Genomic DNA, 22,524 nt, shown 5'->3' with positions numbered 1-22,524 from the left:
GTGCGGCGTTCGATGAGCGCGGAGCGCCCCGGCGAGACCGGCACGATGCTGCCGCCGCTGATCGACCACCACGTGCACCTCATGATCATCGGGCCCGACGCCCTGTGCGACACCGCGCTCGCGGGCGTCGTCGACCTCGGCGGCCCGCTCGACACGATCGCGAGCCACGCCCGTCGCGACGGTCTGCCCAAGGTGGCCTTCGCCGGCAGCTTCCTCACCGCGCCGGGCGGGTACCCGGTGGGCCGAGCGTGGGCGTCGCCCGGCAGCGCCCGCGAGATCGTCGTCGAGGCGGGCGACGAGCGCGCCGCACTGCCCACCGCTGCCGAGACGGCGGTCGCCGAGCAGCTGGCGTTCGGGGCATCCGTCATCAAGGTCGCGCTGAACCGGGAGGCCGGCCCGGTGCTCGACGCCGCCACGCTCGCCGCCGTGGTGGCGAGCGCGCACGCAGCAGGAGTCCCGGTGGTCGCCCACGTCGAGGGCGAGGGGATGTCGCGACTCGCGATCGATGCCGGCGTCGACGCCTTCGCGCACACGCCGTTCACCGAGCGGCTCGACGACGATCTCGTTGCACGGGCCGTCGCCGCCGGGCAGTGCTGGATCTCGACGCTCTTCGTCGCCGGCTACGGCGAGCCGACGCCCGAGACCGCGATCGCGCTCGACAACCTCGGCCGTTTCCACGCCGCCGGCGGACGCGTGCTCTACGGCACCGACCTCGGCAACGGCGAGCAGCCGCTCGGCGTGAACCCCGCCGAACTCGCGCTGCTCGTGCGCGCGGGCCTCGGGGCATCCGCCGTGCTCGACGCCCTCACCGACCCGTGGCCCGGCGGCCCCGACGAGGCCGGCGACGGCGCCGTGGCGACCTTCGTACCCGGCGAGCCGCCCGCGACCCTCGACGAGTTCCCCGCCTGGCTGGCCTCGGCCCGCCTCTCCCCCGCCGAAGACCTGGAGCAGCTATGAGCCACGACCCGCATCTCGCGTTCGCCCGCCGCATGGATCGCGCCGACGGGCTCGCGCACTACCGCAAGCGCTTCGCGGGCGCAGAGACCGACGTCGTCTACTTCGACGGCAACTCCCTCGGCCGCCCGCCGGTGTCGGCGATCGAGCGCGTCGAGCGGTTCCTGCGCGAGGACTGGGGCGGCCGACTCATCCGCGGCTGGGACGAGGCCTGGCTGCAACTGCCCACCGAGATCGGCGACCGCATCGGCCGCGCCGTCATCGAGGCGAAGGCCGGGCAGACGATCATCGGCGACTCGACCACCGTGCTGCTGTACAAGCTCGCCCGCGCGGCCGTCGACGCACAGGTCGCCCGCGACCCCGCGCGGCGCGAGATCGTCGTCGACACCGACAACTTCCCGACCGACCGCTACGTGCTCGAGGGCATCGCCCGCGAACGGGACATGCGCCTGCGCTGGATCGAGGTCGACACCTCCGCCGGCGTCTCGCCCGAACAGCTCGCCGAGGTGGCCGGCCCCGAGACCGCGCTCGTCGTCATCTCGCACGTCGCCTACCGCTCGGCCTATCTGGCGGATGCCCCCGAGCTCACCCGCATCGCGCACGACGCGGGCGCCCTCATCCTCTGGGACCTCTGCCACTCGGCCGGCTCGGTGCCCGTGAAGGCCGATCTCTGGGGCTTCGACCTCGCCGTCGGCTGCACCTACAAGTACTTGAACGGCGGCCCGGGCTCCCCCGCGTTCGCCTACGTGCGCGACGACCTGCAGGCGGCGATCGCGCAGCCGATCCAGGGCTGGTGGGGCACGACCGACATGTTCGCGATGGGCCCCGAGTACGAGCCCGTGCCCGACATCCGCCGCTTCCTCTCCGGCACGGCGCCCATCGTCGGCATGCTCGCCATGGAGGAGACGCTCGCGATGATCGAGGAGGCCGGCATGCCGGCGCTGCGCGAGAAGTCGATCGCGCTCACCGAGTTCGCGATCACCCTCGCCGACGACTGGCTCGCCCCGCTCGGCGTGACCCTCGCCTCCCCGGCCGACCCCGAGGAGCGCGGCGGGCACGTCACCCTGCACCACGACGCGATGCGCGAGGTCACCGCACGGCTCTGGCAGCAGGACGTGATCCCCGACTACCGCGATCCGGGCGGGCTCCGCATCGGCCTCTCGCCGCTGTCGACGAGCTTCGAGGAGGTGTACCGCGGGCTCGCCGCCACGCGCGACACCCTGGTCACGGTGCTCACGGAGCGCGCCGGGCTGGCCTGACGTCTACCCGGCGCGCTCGGGCGTCGAGGCCGGCGTCGGGGCCTCCGTCACAGCCGCAGTGCCCGTCGCGGCATCCGTCCGCGCCGCAGCGCCCTGCTGCTCCCAGTCGACCGTGACCTTGGGCTTGGCGAAGAACAGCACCAGCACGGCGCCGATCGCGAACCCGATGACGGGCAGCCACAGCGACTGGGACATCGCATCGGTGAATCCGCCGGCGATCTGCGGCGGCAGCGCCTGGCCCGCCGTGGTCGACTGCTCGCCGCCGGCCTCGACGAACCCGGGGAGGTTCGCCTCGAGCCGGCCGTTCATGAGCGCCGTGATCGCCGCGGCACCGAACACCGAGCCGAACTGCCGGGTCATGTTGTAGACGCCCGAGCCGGCACCCGCCTGCTGCGGCGGCAGGTTGCGCGTCGCGGTCGATGCGAGCGGCGCCCAGATACCCGACATGCCGAGGCCGAGGAACGCGGCCGGGATGAGCAGTACCCAGAGGTCGACATCCGGCGTGATGAGCAGCGACATGGCGGCGAGGCCGGCGGCGGTGATGGTGAAGCCGGCGAACGCGATCCACTTCGGGTCGACGTGGTCGGTCAAGCGACCGATGAACGGCGCCATGACGCCCGAGACGACCGCCATCGGCACGAGCATGAGCGCGGCCTGCGTCGGTTCGAGGCCACGGGCGACCTGGTAGTAGAACGCGAGCGGCAGCGGCATGGCGACGATGGCGAAGCCGACGAAGGTGATCGCGGCGTTCGACAGGGCGAAGTTGCGGTCTGTGAAGAGGTCGAGCGGCAGCAGCGGCTCCTTGCGGTTGAAGCGCTGCCAGACCACGAAGGCGACGAGCACCACGAGGCCAGTGATGATCAGGCCCCAGACGGTGATCGGTCCGGTGATGGTGCCCCAGTCGTAGGTCGCGCCCTCCTGGATGCCGAAGATCACGAGGAACATGCCGACCGCGCTCAGCACCACGCCGAGCCAGTCGAACGAGTGCTGGTGCGTCTCGAGCTTGGGCACGAGCCGCACCGCGAGGATGAACGCGACGACGCCGACGGGCACGTTGACGATGAAGATCCACTCCCAGCCGAGCGAGTCGACCAGGAGACCGCCGAGGATCGGGCCGACGAGCGTCGCGACACCGGCGACGGCTCCCCAGAGGCCCATCGCCGCCCCGCGCTGCTGCGGCGGGAAGATGCGCGTGATGACCGCCATCGTCTGCGGGGTCATCAGCGCGGCGCCGAGCCCCTGCACGACGCGGGCGACGATGAGCATGGTGATGTCGTCGGACAGGCCGCACCAGAGCGAGGAGAGCGTGAAGACGGCGAGGCCGACGAGGTACACGTTCTTCGGGCCGAAGCGGTCGCCGAGGCGGCCCGTGATGAGCAGCGGCACGGCGTACGCCAGCAGGTAGGCGGACGTCACCCACAGCACCGCGGTGAGGTCGGTGCCGAGGTCGCGCATGATGGCGGGGTTCGCGATCGAGACGATGGTCGAGTCGACCAGGATCATGAAGAAGCCGATGACGAGCGCCCAGAGGGCGGGCCATGGCTTGCGTTCGGTCTGCATGTGTTCCTCCGGAACGGGTCAGGTCTGGGGTGTGGCGCTCGGGCGGCCGGACGGCCACTCGAGTTCGCCGGAGCGGAGTTCGTCGATGGTCGCTGCGAGCCAGTCGGCCTCGGCTGCGAGCATCGCCCTGCTGTAGTAGACGTTCAGCACGACGTGCTTCGGCTTGCCCTTGGCGGCGATGCGCACCATCGCCGTGTCGTACCAGGCGATGTCGTCGCGGATGGCGTCGAGGCGGGCGCCGAGCAGTTCGACGACCCGCTCGGCCGGCAGGTTGTGCGCCTCGCCGATGGCGAGCGGGAATTCGGGGAACTCGTTGACGCTCCGGCTGAGCATCTCCTCGAGACTCTCGTCGAACGCATCGCGCCCGGCATCCGTCACGGTGTAGACGGTGCGCTCGGGCCGGTTGCCCATGCGCTCGGTCGCGCTCTCGACGATCAGCCCGTCGCGAGCGAGGCGCTCGACCGCGCGGTAGAGCGAGCCTGCGCTCACCTTGACGACCCGGTCCTCCCTGCGCACCAGCATGAGCTGGTACATCTCGTACGGATGCATGGGCGCGTCGATCAGCATGCCGAGCGCCGAGAAGGCGAGCGGGTTGAGCTGCGGCATCCGCGCTCCCATCGGATTCAGTCGAGTTATTCCGCCCGGAATAATACGCGTGGAATGCGTCCGGCGCAACTTCCCCTCGACGACCCCGATAGCACCCCGACGGGGCCGTGGCAAGCCCGACGGCCGATCCGGGCCCTTCACGGTCCGCGAGCGTACGATGACTCGATCATCCGATGAGATGACCCGATCACCCGGCGAAGGGAGCCAATGATGGCCGACACGGATCGCACTCAGAATGACGTCACGGCCGCCGTGAAGAACACGGCGAACCAAGCGACCGAGACCGCGCGCGACTACGCAGATCACGTCGCCGACGCAGTGAGCGACGGTGCGGCAGACGCGACGCGAGCAGTGAAGACGGGCGCCGATCGGCTCGGGGACGCCACGGCCCGAGCAGCCGGGCAGGCATCCGACACCGTGGCCGACGTGCTGAACGATGCCCGCGACACCGCAGCCGACACCGTCGACGCCGTCGCCGCGCAGGCGAGCGCCGCCGTCGCAGGCGCGCGGGAGGTCGCCGACGACGGCGTCGCATACGTGAAGGCACGGTATCGGGAGAATCCGGCCCTCGTCATCGCCGTGGGTGCCGCGGTGGTCGTCGCCGTCGGCCTGCTCGTCAAGGCCGTCACCCGGCGCTGACGCACGGCACGCGGACAGGGCCGACGAGGACCGGACGGTCCGGTCGCGCGCGACGCGACCGGACCGCCGCGGTGCGCTCCCGCACACCGAGGGGCGACGGATGCTTCGACACCTCCGCGCCCCGGTAGAATCGACGCATCCACATTTTCGACACCGGACGGAGAACCGCGGTGCCCACCATCGTCGTCGACGTGATGCCCAAAGCCGAACTGCTCGACCCCCAGGGGAAGGCCGTCGCCGGCGCCCTCGCCCGCACCGGACGCACCGGGTTCAGCGGCGTGCGCATCGGCAAGCGATTCGAACTGACCGTCGACGGACCCGTCGACGACGCGCTGCGCGCCCAGGTGCAGGAGATCGCCGAGGAGATCCTCTCGAACGGCGTGATCGAAGACGTCGTCGGCATCCACTACGAGGTGACGAACGCCGAGCTCGCCGAAGAGGCGTCCGACGCGGCATCCGTCACCGCCGACGGCTTCGGCGCCCCCGCCGGCGAAACGCACTGAGCGGGCTCGCCATGCGCATCGGTGTCATCACCTTCCCCGGCTCGCTCGACGACCGCGACGCGCAGCGCGCGGTGCGCCTCGCCGGGGCCGAGCCCGTCGCCCTCTGGCACGGCTCTCACGACCTCGAGGGCGTCGACGCGCTCATCCTGCCCGGCGGCTTCAGCTACGGCGACTACCTGCGCTGCGGCGCGATCGCCTCGCTCAGCCCGATCATGACCGAGGTCGTCTCCGCGGCGAACTCCGGCATGCCGGTGCTCGGCATCTGCAACGGCTTCCAGATGCTGACCGAGGCCGGTCTCCTCGAGGGCGGGCTCATCCGCAACGACCACGGCTCGTTCATCTGCCGCGACCAGGTGCTCACCGTCGAGAACTCGTCGACCGACTGGACCGCTGACTTCGAGGCCGGCCAGCAGATCACCATCCCGCTGAAGAACGGCGAGGGCGGCTTCATCGCCGACGACGACACGCTCGACCGGCTCGAGGGCGAGGGCCGCGTGGTCTTCCGCTACGTCGACGTGAACCCCAACGGCTCGCTCCGCGACATCGCGGGCATCTCGAACGCCCGCGGCAACGTCGTCGGTCTCATGCCGCACCCCGAGCACGCGGTCGAGCCCGGCTTCGGCCCCGACACCGCCGCCGCGATGCGTTCAGGTGTCGACGGGCTCGGCTTTTTCACGAGCATCGTCAAGCGCGCACTCGTCGACGCGTAGGCCGCGAGCAGTCGCCTGGTGATCGAAAACGGTGGCCGGCCCCGGAACTCGGGACCGGCCACCGCCATGTCATCGTGCCTCTGAGAGAACGGCGCCTCAGAAGGACGCGGGGATGACGCCCGTGTCGGTCTGGTAGCCGGTGACCGGCGCGTGCGGGATCTCGTCCCAACGGGCCGGGTCCTCCTGCTGCACCTCACCGGTCGCCATGCCGACGAGCAGTTCCTGCAGCGCGAGCACGTTCTGCTTGATCGACTTGCCGCGCGCCTTCTGGCCGAGGCTGCCGTCGCTCGTGTTGCCGCTCGTCTCGAAGAAGATCGCCGGGTTGCTGTGCCCCTCGGGGTTCAGCCCGTCGTGGTTGAGCCCGAGCATCATCGCCGAGACCACGCCCCCCTTGATGTCGATCTCGATGCCGCGGCCGACGTCGTAACGGTCGATGTTGATGTACCCGTACTTCGAGAGCTCGTCGTAGACGTGCACCTGCATCTGGCGTGTGAGCACGTCGTAGGCACCGCCCTGGACACCGGGGAGCGTCGGTCCACCCGGAGCCAGCGAGACACCGAGCGACAGGGTGACCTCGTCGCCGTCGCCGCGCTCGGTCTTGAGGCCCTGGTGGTGGACATCGATGGCGAACGCCGGGTCGACCATCGTCCAGTACTCGTAGTAGGCCTCCGACTCGACGGCCTCGAATTTGCCAACGCCCCAGTCGCGGTTGAGATCGATCCGCTTCGCGGTGCCGTCCTGCAGCACGGTGTGGCGGATGTTCAGCTCCGAGCCGTCGGGGTTGTACATCGGGATGACGTGGAAGGTGTAGCTCTCGCGCAGCAGCTTCCACTCGGGCGAGCCGTTGGTCCCGAGCTCCTTCAGCACGGCGAGGAGCGACTCGGTGCCGTAGGGCTCGTTGCCGTGGATGCGGCCCTGCAGCCAGACCGCCTCGGGGCCGCTGCCCACGGTCGCGACGTAGAGGTCGCGACCCGTCTCGGAGGTGTTCACCGCAGTGCCCGCCTCGGCGAGCGTGAAGGCGTCGAGACCGAAGCGCGAGGTGTTCTCGAGCTGCTCGAGCTGGGCGACCAAGTCGGCGTAGTCGACGATGCTGGCGGTGTTGGTGTTGCCGTTCGGCGACGGGAAGTTCGCGTCGGCGAGGGCGGGAGAACCCGCGGCGAGCGGGGCGGCGAGCGCGAGCGCTGCCGTGGCGGCGAGCGTGATCGAGCGTCGGTTGCGTGAGTGGGACTTCGAGCCGTTGGTCATGTGCTTCTCCTCTTCGAGATAGGCATGGCGCGTATGCGACACGAATCCAAGGGAGTCGGTACGACCATTCCCCCCAGGACGTATGGGCAGCCTAGGGATCGCTGCTATAACGATTCAAGAGACGGGTGTCCGGATTGTTGAACGATCTGCACCCGTTCGTCCCTGCTTGGCACGGACCCCTTCGGGCATCACCCCGACCGAGTACGCTGCGCCCCGCGAGCGGACCCGGCCCCAGCGGCACCCGGACTCGGTGGTCCGCGGGGTCAGCGGTACGCGGGGTCCGCGGTACGCGCGGTCAGCGGTACTCGGGATTCGCCTCGAAGCCGGAGTGGTCGCCACCGTCCCACTCGGCGCGCAGGTTGCCGCCGACCGGAAAGCCGCCCGCGTCCTTCAGCAGCCGCGCGAGGTGCAGCAGGTTGTACGTCATGAACGTCGTGTTGCGATTGGTGAAGTCGTTCTCGGGCCCGCCGGAACCGGGGTCGAGGTAGCTCGGTCCGGGCCCCGCCTCGCCGATCCAGCCGGCATCGGCACCCGGCGGAATCGCGTAGCCGATGTGCTGCAGGCTGTAGAGCAGGTTCATCGCGCAGTGCTTGATGCCGTCTTCGTTGCCCGTGATGATCGCGCCGCCGACCTTGCCGTAGTAGACGTATTGGCCGCGATCGTTGAACTCTCCGCTCATCGAGTAGAGCCGCTCGACGAGCCGCTTGGTGATCGAGGAGTTGTCGCCGAGCCAGATCGGACCGCCGACGACGAGGATGTCGGCTGCTTCGACGAGCGGCCACACCTCATCGGGCCAGGCATCCGTCGCCCAGCCGTGCTCGCGCATGTCGGGGTAGACCCCGGTCGCGACCTCGAGGTCGACGAACCGCAGCTCGTCGACGTGCACGTCGCGCTCGCGCATGAGGGCGATGCTCGCGTCCATGAGGCCCTGGGTGTGGCTCGGTTCGGGACTTCGCTTCAGCGTGCAGTTGACGTAGAGCGCTCGCAGGTCTGAGAAATCCGGCAGCTCGGCCATGGCGCAGATGCTACTCGCGGGTCGGATCGACCGACAGGGCTGCGAGTGCCTCAGCCGCGTCGGTCGAGCAGTTCCTCCTGCGTGGGCCGCTGATCCGCGGCGCTCCGGCGCGGCCAGTACGACAGGGCGCGCTCGGCCATGGCGGTGATCGTGAGCGACGGATTCACGCCCGGGTTCGCCGGCATCGCGGCACCGTCGACGACGTGCAGCCCCGGGTGGCCCCACACGCGGTGGTACGGGTCGACGACGCCCCGCTCGGGAGTCCCTGAGACGACGGCGCCGCCGAGGAAGTGCGCGGTCAGGGGGATGCCGAACACCTCGGGCCACGAGCCGCGCGCCTCGACGGGCACACCGCCCGCCGCCTGCATGCGAGCGGCGATCGCCTGGGCCGCGAGGTGCGCACCAGGCAGGTGGCTCGGGTTCGGCTCGCCCTCGCCCTGGGCGCTCGTGAGCACCGTTCGCCCGAAGCGGCGTCGGAGCGAGAGGGTGAGCGAGTTGTCGGCCGTCTGCATGACGAGCGCGATGATGCCGCGTTCGCTCCAGCGCCGCAGCGAGGTCAGACGCAGGGTCGTGATCGGATGCCGCAGCGCCCCGCCGATCAACGCGCCGAGCCGTCCGAGGAGGGGGCGACCGCCGGGCACGAGGCCCGTCGCGAGCGCACCCATGAGATTCGACCCCGGGCCGTACCGCACGTTCTCGACGTGGGTGCGCTCATCGACGTGGAACGAGGTGGTGATGGCCACGCCGCTCGCGAGGCCGAGCTCCTCGGGCACCGAGACCGCGACCGCGCCGTCGAGCGCCTCGGAGTTCGTGCGGGTGAGGCGGCCGAGCGCGTCGGACAGGCCGGGCAGCGCGCCCGAGTCTTTCATGCGGTGCAGCAGCTGCTGCGTGCCCCAGGTGCCGGCGGCGAACACCACCTGCTCCGCGCTCACCGCGCGGCGATCGCGACCGAACCATGCGCCGCTCCGCACCGTCGTGACCGTGAAGCCGCCGCCGGGGCGCTCGCGCACCTCGACGACGGTGCGGAGCGGCTCGATCGTCGTGCCGAGTCGTTCGGCGAGCGCGAGGTAGTTCTTCGCGAGCGTGTTCTTCGCGCCGACCCGGCAGCCGACCATGCAGTTGCCGCACAGCGTGCACCCGGTGCGGTCGGGACCCTCGCCGCCGAAGAACGGGTCGGGCACCGTCTCGCCCGGGCGGCCGAACCAGACGCCGACGGGTGCCCGTCGGAACGTCGCTCCGACGCCGAGGTCGTTCGCGGCATCCTCCATGATCTGCTCGACCGGCCCGAAGTGCGGGTACTGGGGCACGACGCCGAGCATGCGCTTCGCCGTCGTGTAGTGCGGGGCGAGCTCGGCCTGCCAGTCGGCGAGGCCGCGCCATTGCCGGTCCTCGAAGAACGACGGGCCGGGTTCGTACAGCGTGTTCGCGTAGTTCAGCGATCCGCCGCCGACGCCGGCGCCGGCCAGCACCATGACGTGCGGCAGCTTGTGGATGCGCTGCACCCCGAAGCATCCGATCGCCGGCGCCCACAGATAGCGCCGCACATCCCACGAGGTCTTCGCGAAGTCGGCGTCTGCGAAGCGGCGACCCGCCTCGTAGACGTGCACGCGGTAGCCCTTCGAGGCGAGGCGCAGCGCCGCGACGGAGCCGCCGAAGCCCGAGCCGACGATGACGACGTCGTGGTCGAAGCCGGTCATGCCGCGACCTCCCCACCGGACTCGGTCTCGGCGCCGGCGCCGGCGCCGGCGCCGGCGCCGGCCTCGCCGTACCCGTCATGCTCATCGGCCGCGCCGACCGTAGCGGGCACGAGCATCGTGAGCGCACCGGGCACCACCCGGATGCGCGCCCGCCCGGCGCCCACCCGCTCGCCGTCGGCATAGACCACGAGGCCCGGCGCGTCGACCTCGACGTGCGTCGCCCGCACCGTCGTCACCTCGGGTCGTTCGCCATGCGTGCCGCGCAGCAGCAGCGGGAAGAGGCGCACGAGCTTCGCACGCCCGAGCGGTGCGACGTGCGTGACGTCGAGCAGGCCGTCGGCGGGGTCGGCGTCGGGGCACACCGGCATGCCGCCACCGTAGCTGCGCGTGGAGCCCACGGCGATGAGGGTGCCGGGCATGGACTGCATCGCACCGCCGTCGAACGCGACGGCGAACGGCATCGGGCGCAGCCGGGCGACCTCGATGAGGATCGCCAGGTAGTAGCGGACTCGCCCGCGCGGCCACTTCAGCCGATTGGTGCGCTCGCTGACGTGCGCGTCGAAGCCGAGCGCGGCGACGGTCAGGAAGCGCGCGATGCCCGCCGCCGACTCCACCTCGCCGACGTCGATCGGGCGGGGCGTGCCGTTCAGGGCGAGCTCGGCGGCGGCCGAAGCGGCGTCGGATGCCTCGAACGGCAGGCCGAGGGCGCGCGCGAGGTCGTTGCCCGTGCCCGCGGGCACGAGTGCGATCGGCACGCCGGAACCCACGACGGCGTCGAGCACCGACGAGAGGGTGCCGTCGCCGCCGACGACCACGAGCGCGCGCGGCGCGCCCGCGACGGCCTCGCGTGCGAGCCGCCGGGAGTCGTCGACCGAGTCGCCTGCGAACACGCGCACCTCGTCGGTGAGCGCCTCGAGGCGTTCGACGGCCCGGGCTGCCGCGGCGGCGCCGCGACCGCGACCCGAGCTGGGGTTCACGAGCACGGCGATGTGCCCGGTCATGTCAGTTGCTCCCGGGCTCGAGGAGCGCGCCGGGGTTCATCACACCGGCAGGGTCGAGCTCCGCCTTCACGGCGCGGAGGATCCGCAGCCCAACCGGACCGATCTCGCGTTCGAGCCACGGGGCGTGGTCGCGCCCGACGCCGTGGTGGTGGCTGATGGTGCCGCCACCCGACATGAGCGCGTCGTTCACCGAGGCCTTCACGGGCTCCCAGGCGGCGAGCTGGTCGCCCTTCACCCCCGCGAGGATCGTGAAGTAGAGCGCGGCACCGGTCGGGTAGATGTGCGACACGTGGCAGAGCACGAGCGACTTGGCACGCTGCTCGGCGAAGCCGTCGGTGATCGCGGCGGTGACCTCACGCTTCAGCCGCTCGAGGTTCGCCCAGGTGGTCGCGGTCTCGAGGGTCTCGCAGAAGACCCCGTGATCGAGCAGGGCGTCACGGAGGTACGGCGCGTTGAACCGCCCGTGCACCCACTCCTCGGCGGGCGCGGTGCCGGCCGAGACGCCGCCCGACTCGCGCAGCACCTGCGCCGTGCGGGCCTGCCGCTCGGCGGCGAGCTCGGCGTCGCCCTCGAAGATCGTGACCGCGCTCGCGCCCTTCGCGAGCGCCTTGCCGATGCGGCCGACCTGAGCGAGGGAGACGCCCGTCTCCGCCTCGTCCGAGAGGCGGATGACGGTCGGGCCGGTGCCGAGCTGTGCGACCCGGCGCAGGGCATCGGCGCCTGCCGCGAAGTCGGGGAAGGTCCAGGCCTCGGCCAGCCGCGCCTCCGGTGCACGGTGCACGCGCACCCGCACCTCGGTGATGACGCCGAACGCCCCCTCGGAGCCGAGGAAGAGCCGCAGGAGGTCGGGGCCGGCGGCCGATCCCGGCGCACGACCGAGCTCGAGCTCACCGGTCGGGGTCGCGACGCGCAGGCCCGTGACCATCGCGTCGAAGCGGCCGTTGCCGGCCGAGTTCTGGCCGGAGGAGCGCGCGGCGGCGAAGCCGCCGATGGTCGCGTAGCGGAAGCTCTGCGGGAAGTGCCCGAGCTCGAACCCGTGCTCGCCGAGCAGCCGCTCGGCCTCGGGCCCGGTGGTGCCGGCCCGCAGCGCCGCCTCGCCGCTCGTCTCGTCGAGGGAGACGAGCCCGGTGAGCCGGCGCAGTTCGAGGGCGATCACCGCGCGGTGCGTGCCGCGTTCGGGGTCGAGTCCGCCCACGACACTCGTGCCGCCGCCGAACGGCACGACGGCGATGCCGCGCTCGCCCGCCAGTCGCAGCACCTCGACGACCTGGGCGTGGTCGGCCGGCGAGACGACCGCGTCGGGGGCATCCTGTCGACGCGCGCGACGGCGGAGCAGGTCGGGCGTCGAGCGCCCACCGGAGTGACGGATGCGCACGTCGTCGTCGCTCGCGACGTGCGCGTCGCCGACGATCGCGGCGAGCGCGGCCCGGTCCGCGCCGTCGAGCGCCGACGGCGCGAGCTCGACCTCGTCGAGGGCGACAGCGGCATCGGGCTTCGGCGTGCGCCCGAGCATGACCGGCAGCAGCGCCCGCACTGCGAGCGGCAGCTCCTTCGCCTTCGCCGGGTCGCCCCAGCCGTTCCACCGCATCGGGGTGGATGTCTCGTCGCCGACGCTTGCGGCAGTGGGTGAGGTGTCTCCGTCGACCATGCGTTACAGTGTGACACATCATGGAAGATCGTCAAGCAGTCCTGCTCGACCGGCCCGTCTGGGACGAGGCCGAGACGCGCATGCTCGACGCCGCGGTGGAACTCATCGCCGCGCGCGGAGTCGGCGGGGTCACGGTCGCCGAGGTCGCGCGCAACGCCGGGGTCAGTCGGCCCACCGTGTACCGCCGCTGGGCCAGCGCCGACGAGATCGTGCGCGCGGCACTGCTCCGCGCCACGGTGTCGCTCATCGAGCAGTTCCCCGAACCCGCCCGTTCGCGGAGCGACCTCGTGCGCGACGTGATGCGCTTCTCCGAGCTGTTCCGCACCGACCCCCTCTACGGACGCCTGCTCGAGCGCGAGCCCGAGGTCTTCACCCGGTACACGTTGCAGCGCATCGGCCAGAGCCAGCGCGTCATCCTGCAGTGGCTCTCCACCGCGATCGAACTCGCCCAGCAGGGCGGCTCGGTGCGCGCCGGCGCGCCGGGCGATCTCGCGGTCATGCTCCTGCTCATCGCCCAGTCGGCGATCCTCTCTCACAACACCGTCTCCGCCCTCATCGACGAGCCGCATTGGAGCAGCGAACTTTGGCACGCACTCGACGGACATCTCCGCCCCTGAACCCGAAGGGCACCGGTGCGCGGGAGCAGCCGAGCCCTGCGGCGCACTCCCCTGCGCTGAACGCCGCCCGCCGAGCCCGGGACCTCGACGCACTCGCCGCGCGCAGCGAGCCGGTCGACCTGCTTGTTATCGGCGGTGGCGTCACGGGCGCCGGCGTGGCGCTCGACGCCGCGAGCCGCGGACTCTCGGTGGTGCTCGCCGAGGCGCACGACCTCGCGTTCGGCACCAGCCGCTGGAGCTCGAAGCTCGTGCACGGCGGGCTGCGCTACCTCGCGACCGGTGACGTCGCCGTCGCCCGCGAGAGCGCCGCGGAGCGGCACATCCTGATGACGCGCGTCGCGCCGCACCTCGTGCGGAGCCTCCCCCAGCTACTGCCGTTCGTGCCCTCCGTCTCGACGAAGCAGCGCGTGTTCGGCGGCCTCGGCATGGGCATGGGCGACGGGCTGCGCATGCTCGCGCGCACGCCCGGCGATGTGCTGGCGCACCCGCGCCGCATCGGCCGCGACGAGGCGCTGCGACTCGCCCCCGCCCTGCGCCGCGAGGGCCTGCGCGGCGGGGTGCTCTCGCACGACGGCCAACTCGTCGACGACGCCCGCCTCGTCGTGGCGCTCGCCCGCACCGCAGCCGCATACGGTGCGACGGTGCTCACCCGAGTTCGCATCTCGAACGCGGATGCCGACGGCGCGACGCTCGTCGACACGATCGGCGGCGGCTCGCTGCGCGTGCGCGCCCGGGTCGTCGTGAACGCCGCCGGAGTCTGGGCGGGTGAGCTCGACCCCGGCATCCGCATGCGCCCGAGTCGGGGCACCCACCTCGTGCTCGACGCCGCCGCGCTCGGCCACCCGACCGCCGCACTCACCGTGCCGCATCCGGGCTCGATCAGTCGCTTCGTCTTCGCGCTGCCGCAGCAGCTCGGTCGAGTCGTCGTCGGCCTCACCGACGAGGAGGCTCCGGGGCCGGTGCCCGACGTGCCGCAGCCGCAGGACGCCGAGATCGACTTCCTGCTGCGCACCGTGTCGGCGGCCCTCGAACGCCCCCTCGGCCGAGACGACGTGCTCGGCGCCTTCGCCGGGCTCCGCCCGCTCATCGACACGGGTGGCGACGGCTCGACCGCCGACATCTCCCGCCGGCACCACGTCGCCGTCTCGGAGGCGGGCCTGCTCAACGTGCTCGGCGGCAAGCTCACGACCTACCGGGCGATGGCCCGTGACGCGGTCGACCTCGCGTGCCGGCACGCCGGCCTCGCCGACCCCGGCTGCCGCACTGCGACACTCGCCCTGGTGGGAGCGCCCGGCTCGGCGGTTCCGGTGGCGACCGGCGCGACCGGCGCGACCACGCCGGCGGACTCGCCGGCCCACGCGACCACCCGCCCCGAGCTGCCTGCGTCCCTCGTCGCCCGCTTCGGCGCCGAGGCATCCGCTGTGCTCGACCTCGCCCGCTGCACCGACCCCGCCGAGCGCGTCGCACCCGACCTCGACGTCACGCGCGCCGAGATCGAGTTCGCGGTGCTCGCCGAAGGGGCGCTCGATGTCGACGACGTGCTCGACCGGCGCACCCGCATCGGCCTCGTCGCCTCCGACCGCGAGCGGGCGCACACGGCGGTCGCCGAGATCGTCGAGGAGGCGTTGGCCCAGCAGTCGAGATGACGCGACGTGCCGCTGCTCGCCCGCACCTCCCGACGAGTCGTGTCGTTTCGACGCCCATGCACCCCGGACGCGCAGAACGGGCGGCCCGATCGGGCCGCCCGTTCCGCGTCTCTCGACTACGGCAGGTCGAACGCCTGCACCTCGGCGAGTTGCAGCCGGTAGAACCCGATGCGCCCCTCCTCCGCGGTCGGACGTCCGAGCTCGGTGACGAGCACCCGCAGGTACTGCGCCTGCACGGCGTCGAAGCCGTAGGTCTGCGGCCTCGGGCCCGGGTCGGCCTGCCCGGACACCTCGTGCACCGTCGTCCACGTGGTGCCGTCATCGCTGACCTGTACCGCGAACGACTTCGGGAAGTGCGCCCCGTCGGTGCCGTCGGCGGCCTTGTCGTCGGCGGTCGCCGTCCTCGGGTAGAGCACGACCGTGTCGAACGACTTCGGCGCTCCGAGGTCGAAGGCCAGCCACTGGTCGACCCCCGTCTGCGACCGGTCGGGGCCATCTGAGGTGTACCCCTTCGCGCCGCCGGCGAGGCTCTCGCGCTTGCCGTCGACGAGGTTCGCCGTGCCCCAGCCCGGAGCGGCCTGCAGGCTCGTGCGCGCCGTGACGGCCGATCCGGCCAGCACGTTCTCGGCCGCGTCGAGGCCGCCGGCGAGCGGCAGGATCCACACGTCGGCGATCGACGGGTCGTACGCGCCGTCCACATCCTGGAACCGCAGTCGCACCGTGCCGTCGGCCGTGGCCTCCGAGTCGTCGACGACGAACTGGTAGGTCATCGTGCCGGCGCCGCCCTCGGTCCGGGTGTAGCGCTGCCCGAGCACCGTCTCGCCGTCGGCGGAGATGTCGTAGGTCTTCTGCCGCGCCGCGTCGAACGTCTCGACCGCGCGCACCACGAACGGTTCGCCGGCCGGAACCGCGACGTCGAACTCGAACCAGCCGCCCGGGTAGGAGGTGTGGGTGTACCGGCGGGTGAGCCCGGCCTCGGGCGACGTGCCCGAGTGCTCGGACGCGGTCAGCCCGTGCGCCTGCTCGGAGGCCGCGAGGCCGAGGTCGACGTGGTCGACGACGACGGCCGGCGTGCTCGAGAGCTCGACCGCGAGCGAGGCCGTGCCGCGCTCCTCGGCCGACGAGCCGACGGCCGCGGTGAGCACGGCGGCTCCCGCGGTCACCGTGTGGGGAACGGCGACCTCGACGGTCGAACGAGCGGATGCCTCAGCGCCCGCCTCGAACGGAACCTCGACCTCGCCCCAGCCCTCGGGCCCGGTCACCCGGACCGAACCGGAGCGCACGTCGGCCGTGCGGTTCACGAGCTCGACCGAGACCGCCACGACGTCACCGGGGTGAGCGGCCGCGGGCTCGACCGTGACGGCCCCCACCGTCACGGGCGCCGCGACCGTGAGCTGCGCCGCCAACGGCAGCGTCACCTCGGTGCCGTCGTAGCGGTAGCTGAGGGTGCCGTCGAGGCCGTAGCCTCCCGGTGCCGCATCGGCGGGGATCGCGATATCGAACGCGAACGTCGTCGACGAACCTGGCGTGTACTTCCTGGCGCCGTCGGCTCGCACCGCGGTGACCTTCCACCCGTCTGCCGACGTCAGTTCGGCCTCGACGTCGCTCAGCTTCTTCTTGCCGCTGACGTCGACGACGATCTCGGCGCGCGCCGCGTCTCCCGGGAAGCTCCCTTCGGCAGGCGTGGTCAGCGAGACCGACGCACCGGCGAGCGTCGCGCACGCGGCGGCCAGCTTCTCGGCTGCCGGAGCGAGGATCGCCCGGAGCGAGTCGGCGGTCTCGACCGCGAGCGTTCCGCGCCCGACCTCCCGATCGAGGTAGGCGGTGATCGCCTGCATCGAGCTCAGCGTCTTGTGCGCGGCGACCGCGGTGCGCACGTCGCGCTCCAGGCCCTTCTTGCCGTCGACGAAGGCGTCCCAGGCCTTGTCGGCCCGGTCGTCGAACGTGTCGGCCAGGTCGTCGAGGGCCTTCGCCTGCGACTTCGTCAGCGCGCCGTCCTTGTGCAGCGCCGCCACCTGGACCTCGGTCGCCGACGCCGCGTCACGGGTGTCGCCGAGGTGGCCGAGCGTCACGTTCTGCGCGAACGCGTACTCGCCGGAGCCCACCGCGAACACGGCGTCGCCGTCGGCGTACCGCACGAACTCGATGCCCTTCACGGATGCCGCGGGCTTGCCGCCCTCCGTGATCGCCCAGCGACTCGTCGTCGGGATGCGGATCTCGGCGGTCGTGTTCGCGGGAACGGTGACGTCGAGCTGCATCGCGCCCGAGGCATCCGTGCGCCACGACGATGCGACCTCGCCGTACGGCGTGTCGACCGAGGAGGCGACGTGGTCGATACCGGCGCCCGTCTCGGGTGCGATGAGCACCTTGCGGTAGCCGGGTTCGAGCGCGGAGATGCCCGCCATCGTGCGGTACATCCATTCGCCGACCGCACCGTAGGCGTAGTGGTTGAACGAGTTCATCTCGACGGGCCCGAAGGTGCCGTCGGGCATGATCGAGTTCCAGCGCTCCCAGATCGTGGTCGCGCCCTTGCCGATCTCGTAGCCCCACGAGGGGTAGTCGGTGTTCTGCAGCAGTGTGTAGGCGATGTCGGTGCGCCCGATCTCCGTGAGCGCCGGCAGCAGCCCGTCGACGCCGAGGAAGCCGGTCGACAGGTGGTTGTTCCGCCGCTCGAGCGTCTCGACGAACTGCGCAGCGACCTGGTCCTCGAGCCCTGCCGGGATCAGGTCGTTCGTGATCGTCAGGATGTAGGCCGTCTGCGAGTCGCCCCGCACCGTGCCGTCCGCGCTGACGAATGCCGCGCCGAATGCCGCCTTGATCGCCTCGTAGCGCTCCATGTAGAGCTGCGCGTCGTCGTCACGACCGAGCGCCGCCGCTATCTCGGCGAACTCGCGGGTGCCCTTCGCGACGAACGCGGTGTCGATGACCGTCGCCGGGGTGTCGTCGTCGAGGTTCAGCCAGTCGTTGTAGCCGCCGACGTTGCGGATGTGGTCGGTGGAGGTGGCGTCGAGGTAGTCGACGTACCGCTTCATCGAGTCGTAGCTGTCGACGAGGATCTGCGTGTCGCCGTAGGCCTGCCAGAGCGAGTAGGGCACGTGCACGCCGGCGTCGGCCCATCCGGCTCGACCGTAGCCGCCGTCGAACCTGCCGGGCACGACCGGGGCGACGCCGGGGAAGGCGCCGTCGGCGCTCTGGGTGTCGCGCAGGTCCTGGAGCCACTTGGTCAGGAAGAGCTGCGAGTCCATGTTGTAGTTCGCGGTGTTCGCGAACACGTTGATGTCGCCCGTCCAGCCCATGCGCTCGTCGCGGGCCGGGGTATCGGTCGGGATCGACAGGAAGTTGCCGCGCTGACCCCACACGATGTTGCTCTGCAGCTGGTTGACGAGCGGCGAGGAGGTCTCGAGCGCGCCGGTGGAGATGTTGTCGGTGCCGACCACGACGCCGGTGATGTCTTCGGCCGAGGGGGCCTCGTCGACCCCCGTGATCTCGACGTAGCGGAATCCGTGGAAGGTGAAGTTCGGCTCCCACGTCTCGGCGCCGTCTCCCGCGAAGGTGTAATAGTCGGTCGCCTTCGCTCCGCGGAAGTTGGCCGTGTAGAGGGTGCCGTCGGAGTTCAGCACCTCGGCGACGCGGATGCGGGCCGTCTGTCCGGCCTCGCCCTTCAGCGTCACCCGCGCGTGGCCGACCATGTTCTGGCCGAGGTCGTAGACGTGCACGCCGTCGGCCGGGCTCGCGAGTTCGGTGGCCTGCAGCTCCTGGGTGACGCGCACCGGCGGGTCGATCTGCGGCTCGAGCTTCGCGGTGGCGGAAGGCCGCACCACGACCTTCGACCACTCGCCGTCGTCATAGCCGGCCTCCGACCAGGCTCCCAGCGCTGCGGCGCGGCGGGCGTCGTACGTCTCGCCGTCGAGCAGGTCGGCCGAGGTCGTCGCGCCGTTCGTCGTGCGCCAGCCGTCGTCGGTGGCGACGAGCTCTTCCGAGCCGTCGGTGTACCGGATGCGGAGCTGGGCGATCAGGGAGGTGTCGCTGCCGTAGACCGAGTCGCCGAACATCGCGACGTTGCCGGCGTACCAGCCGTTGGCCACCTCGGCGCCGAACGCGTTGTCGCCGGCTTCGAGCTGTTCGGTGACGTCGTAGCTCTGGTACTGGATGCGGGTGTTGTAGTCGGTCCACCCGGGGGCCAGCTGCTGGTCGCCGACGGGCTCGCCGTTGAGCTGCAGCTCGTACACGCCGCGCGCTGCGGCGTAGATGCGCGCCGACTCGACCTGCTTCTCGACGTCGAACTCCGTGCGGAGCAACGGCACGTCGGCGCCGAAGGCGAACCACGGCTCGGTGTTGCCGGCCACGAGGAGCTTGCCGTCCTGCACCGTGCCCGAGGTGAAGGTGCGGTCGCCGGCAGGGAATGTCGTGTCGACCAGCACCTCGCCGGACTCGGACGTGACCTTCACCTCGGAGACGAGCCCGGTCTCGGCCCCGTTCGTGCGGAAGCCGACGAGCCCCGGCGCGGTGTTCGCCGTGACGGTGCGCGTGTCGAGCACCTCGCCGTCGACCTTCGTCACGACGGTCGTGCCGTCGACGGTGATGGAGTACTCGTGCTCGGCGGCGAAGTCGAAGCCGGCGGGGAAGGGCGTCGCCGGGAGCACCGCGAAGCCTCCGTTGGTCTTCACGTGCGGGCGAAGCGAGCGCTCGCTCTGGCTCAGCTGCCACATGTCCGCGTTGCCGCTGTCGCTGCCGCGGAAGTACACGCCGAGCGCGCCGGAGATCTTCGACGCCGTGAACGTCAGGGTGTAGTCGGTCCATTCCTCCGGGATCGACGCGTCGGCGCCGATCCACTCGGCACCCGCCCAGTCATCGGTCGAGGCGAGGGCGGTCTCGAAGGTCGCGGCGTCGCTCCACTCCGAGGCCTGACCGCGTGCATCCCACACGCGCACCTGCCAGGCGTACTCCGTCGCCCCCTCGAGGTCGGGGCCGCCGAACGGCACGTCGACCGAGGCATCCGATGCGACCTTGCCGCTGTCCCAGACGTCGGGACGCTCCAGATTGCGCTCGCTCGACGCGACACGCACCTGGTATGCGGATTGCATCGCGCCTCGACTGGTCGAGGTGAGCTGCCAGCTCAGCCTCGGGGCGGTGAGCGGGATCCCGATCGGGTCGGCGGCCGAGTTGGCCTCGAGCGCCCCGACGGCGACTCGATCGGTGTGACGTGACGCCGCGACGGCCGGAGCCGGTGGTGCGGTGAGCACTGTTGCGAAGACCGTACCGGCGATGAGCACACCGGCAGCGGCACTGCGGAAGTAGGGTCGCACGCGTTTCTCCTCTTTGATGAAACGATTCATTTTGCAGCGAACAGTCAGGAGCCTATCCAGCTCGTGAACGCCCGGTCAACCCCGAGTCGGCGAACCGGGGTCCGCCATCCGGCACGCCTGCCGCAACCCCGGGGACGAGAGCGTGCGGTTCGTCCGGGGCGCCCGCTCTCCCGGTATTCGCGCGCGCGATTCCGCGCGCGGGGCGCCGAGGAGACGCCGGATCAGCAGTCGAGATGACGCGAATCGTCGCTTCTCGCCCGCGCGTACCGACAGGTTGTGTCATCTCGACGAACTGCGAGCAGCGCAAATACGCGAGCACGCGAACCGGGCGGGCAGCGCGGGCCGCGCGAACACGCACGCACGCGAACCGGGCGGGCAGCGCGAGCAGCGCGAACACGAGGGCAGCGCAAAGCACGCGAACAGCGCGAACACGCGAACGGGCCCGGATGCCGCGCGGCATCCGGGCCCGTTCGGGCGTGAATCGACTACGCCCCGGCGCCGTCGGCGGCAGCCGTCGCGTGCGCAGCCCGCAGCGCGGCGCCGAGGTCGGCGTCGACGTTCGTCCAGTACTGGAAGAACCGCTCGCGGATCTCGTCGATCGTGATCGACGCCGCCTGGCCGGCGAGGGTCGCCTGCAGGCGCAGCTTCGCCTCGGGCGAGTAGACCTCGCGGTAGAGCGTGCCGGCCTGGCCGAAGTCGCTGTCGTCGGAGCGCAGCGTGTACGCGGCGCGCACGAGCTCGCCGTCGCTCTCCCAGCCGCCCTCGGCGGCCGCCTCAGCCGACGCCACCGGGCCGCCGAACGAGTTCGGTGCGTAGACCGGCGTGGTCGGCGCGTTGAACCCGTGGCGCTGGGCGCCGTCCTGCGAGTAGTTGGCGACGGATGCCGCGTGCGGCGCGTTCACCGGAATCTGGTTGTAGTTCGTGCCCACGCGGTAGCGCTGCGCGTCGGGGTAGCTGAACACGCGCGCCATCAGCATCTTGTCGGGGCTGATCGCGATGCCGGGAACGGTGTTCGCGGGCGAGAACGCAGCCTGCTCGATCTCGGCGAAGAAGTTCTGCGGGTTGCGGTCGAGGGTGAGCGTGCCGACCGGGATCAGCGGGTAGTCCGCGTGCGGCCACACCTTGGTGAGGTCGAACGGGTTGAACCGGTACGTCTTCGCGTCGTCGTAGGGCATGACCTGCACGTGCAGGTCCCACTTCGGGTGGTCGCCGGCCTCGATCGCCTCGTGCAGGTCGCGGCGGTAGTAGTCGGCGTCGGCACCGGCGATCGCCTCGGCGCTCTCCGCGTCGAGGTGCAGGTCGCCCTGCTGCGAGCGGAAGTGGTACTTCACCCAGAACCTGTCACCCTCGGCGTTGATCCACTGGTAGGTGTGCGAACCGAAGCCGTGCATCTCGCGCCACGACTTCGGCAGGCCGCGGTCGCCCATGAGGTACGTGACCTGGTGGGCCGACTCGGGCGAGAGGGTCCAGAAGTCCCACTGCATGTCGGCGTCGCGGAGGCCCGACCCCGGCAGGCGCTTCTGCGAGTGGATGAAGTCGGGGAACTTGATCGCGTCGCGGATGAAGAACACGGGCGTGTTGTTGCCGACGATGTCGTAGTTGCCCTCGGTCGTGTAGAACTTCAGCGAGAAGCCGCGCACGTCGCGCCAGGTGTCGGGCGAGCCCTGCTCACCGGCGACGCTCGAGAAGCGCAGCAGCGTCTCGACGGTCGAGCCGGGCTGGAACACCGCGGCACGCGTGTAGGCCGAGACATCCGCGGTCACTTCGAAGCTGCCGAACGCGCCGCCGCCCTTCGCGTGCACGATGCGCTCCGGGATGCGTTCGCGGTTGAACTGGGCGAGCTTCTCGACGAGGTAGCGGTCGTGCAGCACCGTCGCGCCGTCGGCGCCGATCGTGAGGGAGTGGGCGTCGCTGGCGACCGGGGTTCCGGTCTGCGTCGTCGTCGTGGTGGGTTCAGACATGGCGTCCTTCTCTCTTCGTTTCTTTCTCTGGGGTCGCCGGCCCTGGGGCCGACGGGGCGCAGGTAGGGAAGCGCCCGAGTTTCGGGGCGCGCCGGATCGACCCGGCGCGGGGTAGGGGTGTCGACTTCAGGTGCGAGGGTGTGCCGGTGCGACCGGC

16 protein-coding genes are annotated in these 22,524 nt (G+C 71.4%); 7 read left to right on the top strand and 9 right to left on the bottom strand.

Annotated features, from left to right (window positions below; translation table 11 throughout):
- The first annotated feature begins 12 nt into the window (after window positions 1-12).
- Window positions 13-957 (top strand): amidohydrolase family protein, encoded by a 945-nt coding sequence (locus BUR99_RS07145; protein WP_234980780.1) that lies wholly within the window; start codon window positions 13-15, stop codon window positions 955-957.
- Window positions 954-2,213, top strand: coding sequence for a kynureninase (locus BUR99_RS07140; protein ID WP_074259703.1), 1,260 nt, complete (start codon window positions 954-956; stop codon window positions 2,211-2,213). Before BUR99_RS07145 ends, BUR99_RS07140 begins: the two co-directional genes overlap by 4 nt.
- A 3-nt stretch (window positions 2,214-2,216) precedes the next feature.
- Here BUR99_RS07140 and BUR99_RS07135 read toward each other — a convergent pair whose 3' ends face one another.
- Entirely contained in the window at window positions 2,217-3,773 is a 1,557-nt protein-coding gene (locus BUR99_RS07135) for a DHA2 family efflux MFS transporter permease subunit (protein WP_074259702.1), read from the bottom strand.
- An 18-nt stretch (window positions 3,774-3,791) separates the two neighbouring features.
- Window positions 3,792-4,379, bottom strand: coding sequence for a PadR family transcriptional regulator (locus BUR99_RS07130; RefSeq protein WP_074259701.1), 588 nt, complete (start codon window positions 4,377-4,379; stop codon window positions 3,792-3,794).
- 210 nt (window positions 4,380-4,589) lie between these two features.
- Here BUR99_RS07130 and BUR99_RS07125 point away from each other — a divergent pair, with 210 nt between their 5' ends.
- From BUR99_RS07125 to purQ, 3 genes are all read left to right on the top strand, one after another.
- A complete protein-coding gene (locus tag BUR99_RS07125; RefSeq protein WP_143231526.1) occupies window positions 4,590-5,018 on the top strand; it encodes a hypothetical protein in 429 nt (142 codons plus the stop codon).
- A 170-nt stretch (window positions 5,019-5,188) separates the two neighbouring features.
- On the top strand, window positions 5,189-5,521 hold the full coding sequence (purS, locus tag BUR99_RS07120) for a phosphoribosylformylglycinamidine synthase subunit PurS (RefSeq protein ID WP_074259699.1): 333 nt from the start codon (window positions 5,189-5,191) through the stop codon (window positions 5,519-5,521).
- 11 nt (window positions 5,522-5,532) lie between these two features.
- Entirely contained in the window at window positions 5,533-6,231 is a 699-nt protein-coding gene (gene purQ / locus BUR99_RS07115) for a phosphoribosylformylglycinamidine synthase subunit PurQ (RefSeq protein WP_074259698.1), read from the top strand.
- Between the two features lie 96 nt (window positions 6,232-6,327).
- Here the strand turns inward: purQ and BUR99_RS07110 are convergent, their stop codons facing one another.
- The 5 genes from BUR99_RS07110 to BUR99_RS07090 all read right to left on the bottom strand — a co-directional run bounded on the left by BUR99_RS07110 (window position 6,328) and on the right by BUR99_RS07090 (window position 12,837).
- Window positions 6,328-7,476, bottom strand: coding sequence for a M14 family zinc carboxypeptidase (locus BUR99_RS07110; RefSeq protein WP_074259697.1), 1,149 nt, complete (start codon window positions 7,474-7,476; stop codon window positions 6,328-6,330).
- 295 nt (window positions 7,477-7,771) lie between these two features.
- A complete protein-coding gene (locus BUR99_RS07105; protein WP_074259696.1) occupies window positions 7,772-8,491 on the bottom strand; it encodes a flavodoxin family protein in 720 nt (239 codons plus the stop codon).
- Between the two features lie 50 nt (window positions 8,492-8,541).
- Window positions 8,542-10,188, bottom strand: coding sequence for a GMC oxidoreductase (locus BUR99_RS07100; RefSeq protein WP_074259695.1), 1,647 nt, complete (start codon window positions 10,186-10,188; stop codon window positions 8,542-8,544).
- Window positions 10,185-11,189 carry a diacylglycerol kinase gene (locus BUR99_RS07095; RefSeq protein ID WP_074259694.1) on the bottom strand — a complete coding sequence of 335 codons (1,005 nt, stop codon included), beginning with the start codon at window positions 11,187-11,189 and terminating at the stop codon, window positions 10,185-10,187. The genes BUR99_RS07100 and BUR99_RS07095 overlap by 4 nt, the downstream gene beginning before the upstream one ends.
- 1 nt (window position 11,190) lies before the next feature.
- Window positions 11,191-12,837: an FAD-binding oxidoreductase gene (locus BUR99_RS07090; RefSeq protein WP_234980779.1), complete on the bottom strand. Its 1,647-nt coding sequence runs from the start codon at window positions 12,835-12,837 to the stop codon at window positions 11,191-11,193.
- A gap of 20 nt (window positions 12,838-12,857) precedes the next feature.
- Between BUR99_RS07090 and BUR99_RS07085 the strand changes: the two genes are divergently transcribed.
- Window positions 12,858-13,454: a TetR/AcrR family transcriptional regulator gene (locus BUR99_RS07085; RefSeq protein ID WP_074259693.1), complete on the top strand. Its 597-nt coding sequence runs from the start codon at window positions 12,858-12,860 to the stop codon at window positions 13,452-13,454.
- Complete coding sequence (locus BUR99_RS07080) at window positions 13,421-15,100, top strand: glycerol-3-phosphate dehydrogenase/oxidase (RefSeq protein ID WP_234980778.1); 1,680 nt, start codon at window positions 13,421-13,423, stop codon at window positions 15,098-15,100. The genes BUR99_RS07085 and BUR99_RS07080 overlap by 34 nt, the downstream gene beginning before the upstream one ends.
- A 116-nt stretch (window positions 15,101-15,216) precedes the next feature.
- Here BUR99_RS07080 and BUR99_RS07075 read toward each other — a convergent pair whose 3' ends face one another.
- Both BUR99_RS07075 and BUR99_RS07070 read right to left on the bottom strand, forming a co-directional pair.
- Window positions 15,217-20,406, bottom strand: a complete 5,190-nt coding sequence (locus tag BUR99_RS07075; protein ID WP_200802700.1) for a family 78 glycoside hydrolase catalytic domain — start codon at window positions 20,404-20,406, stop codon at window positions 15,217-15,219.
- Between the two features lie 485 nt (window positions 20,407-20,891).
- Window positions 20,892-22,367 carry a catalase gene (locus BUR99_RS07070; protein ID WP_074259691.1) on the bottom strand — a complete coding sequence of 492 codons (1,476 nt, stop codon included), beginning with the start codon at window positions 22,365-22,367 and terminating at the stop codon, window positions 20,892-20,894.
- Window positions 22,368-22,524 lie beyond the last annotated feature (157 nt).

Origin of the sequence: Agromyces cerinus subsp. cerinus, assembly GCF_900142065.1 — a bacterium.
In the GTDB taxonomy this organism is placed as follows: domain Bacteria; phylum Actinomycetota; class Actinomycetes; order Actinomycetales; family Microbacteriaceae; genus Agromyces; species Agromyces cerinus.
The sequence above is the reverse complement of the archived record's forward strand: the minus strand, read 5'-3'. Positions and strand labels throughout refer to the sequence as shown.

Excerpts from the sequence above, each read along its gene's own strand:
- BUR99_RS07090 (WP_234980779.1), bottom strand. The coding sequence starts at position 12,837 with ATGGTCGACGGAGACACCTCACCCACTGCCGCAAGCGTCGGCGACGAG.
- BUR99_RS07140 (WP_074259703.1), top strand. The coding sequence starts at position 954 with ATGAGCCACGACCCGCATCTCGCGTTCGCCCGCCGCATGGATCGCGCC.
- BUR99_RS07130 (WP_074259701.1), bottom strand. The coding sequence starts at position 4,379 with ATGCCGCAGCTCAACCCGCTCGCCTTCTCGGCGCTCGGCATGCTGATC.
- BUR99_RS07085 (WP_074259693.1), top strand. The coding sequence starts at position 12,858 with ATGGAAGATCGTCAAGCAGTCCTGCTCGACCGGCCCGTCTGGGACGAG.
- BUR99_RS07110 (WP_074259697.1), bottom strand. The coding sequence starts at position 7,476 with ATGACCAACGGCTCGAAGTCCCACTCACGCAACCGACGCTCGATCACG.
- BUR99_RS07145 (WP_234980780.1), top strand. The coding sequence starts at position 13 with ATGAGCGCGGAGCGCCCCGGCGAGACCGGCACGATGCTGCCGCCGCTG.
- BUR99_RS07125 (WP_143231526.1), top strand. The coding sequence starts at position 4,590 with ATGGCCGACACGGATCGCACTCAGAATGACGTCACGGCCGCCGTGAAG.
- BUR99_RS07105 (WP_074259696.1), bottom strand. The coding sequence starts at position 8,491 with ATGGCCGAGCTGCCGGATTTCTCAGACCTGCGAGCGCTCTACGTCAAC.
- purQ (WP_074259698.1), top strand. The coding sequence starts at position 5,533 with ATGCGCATCGGTGTCATCACCTTCCCCGGCTCGCTCGACGACCGCGAC.
- BUR99_RS07070 (WP_074259691.1), bottom strand. The coding sequence starts at position 22,367 with ATGTCTGAACCCACCACGACGACGACGCAGACCGGAACCCCGGTCGCC.
- BUR99_RS07095 (WP_074259694.1), bottom strand. The coding sequence starts at position 11,189 with ATGACCGGGCACATCGCCGTGCTCGTGAACCCCAGCTCGGGTCGCGGT.
- BUR99_RS07100 (WP_074259695.1), bottom strand. The coding sequence starts at position 10,188 with ATGACCGGCTTCGACCACGACGTCGTCATCGTCGGCTCGGGCTTCGGC.
- BUR99_RS07135 (WP_074259702.1), bottom strand. The coding sequence starts at position 3,773 with ATGCAGACCGAACGCAAGCCATGGCCCGCCCTCTGGGCGCTCGTCATC.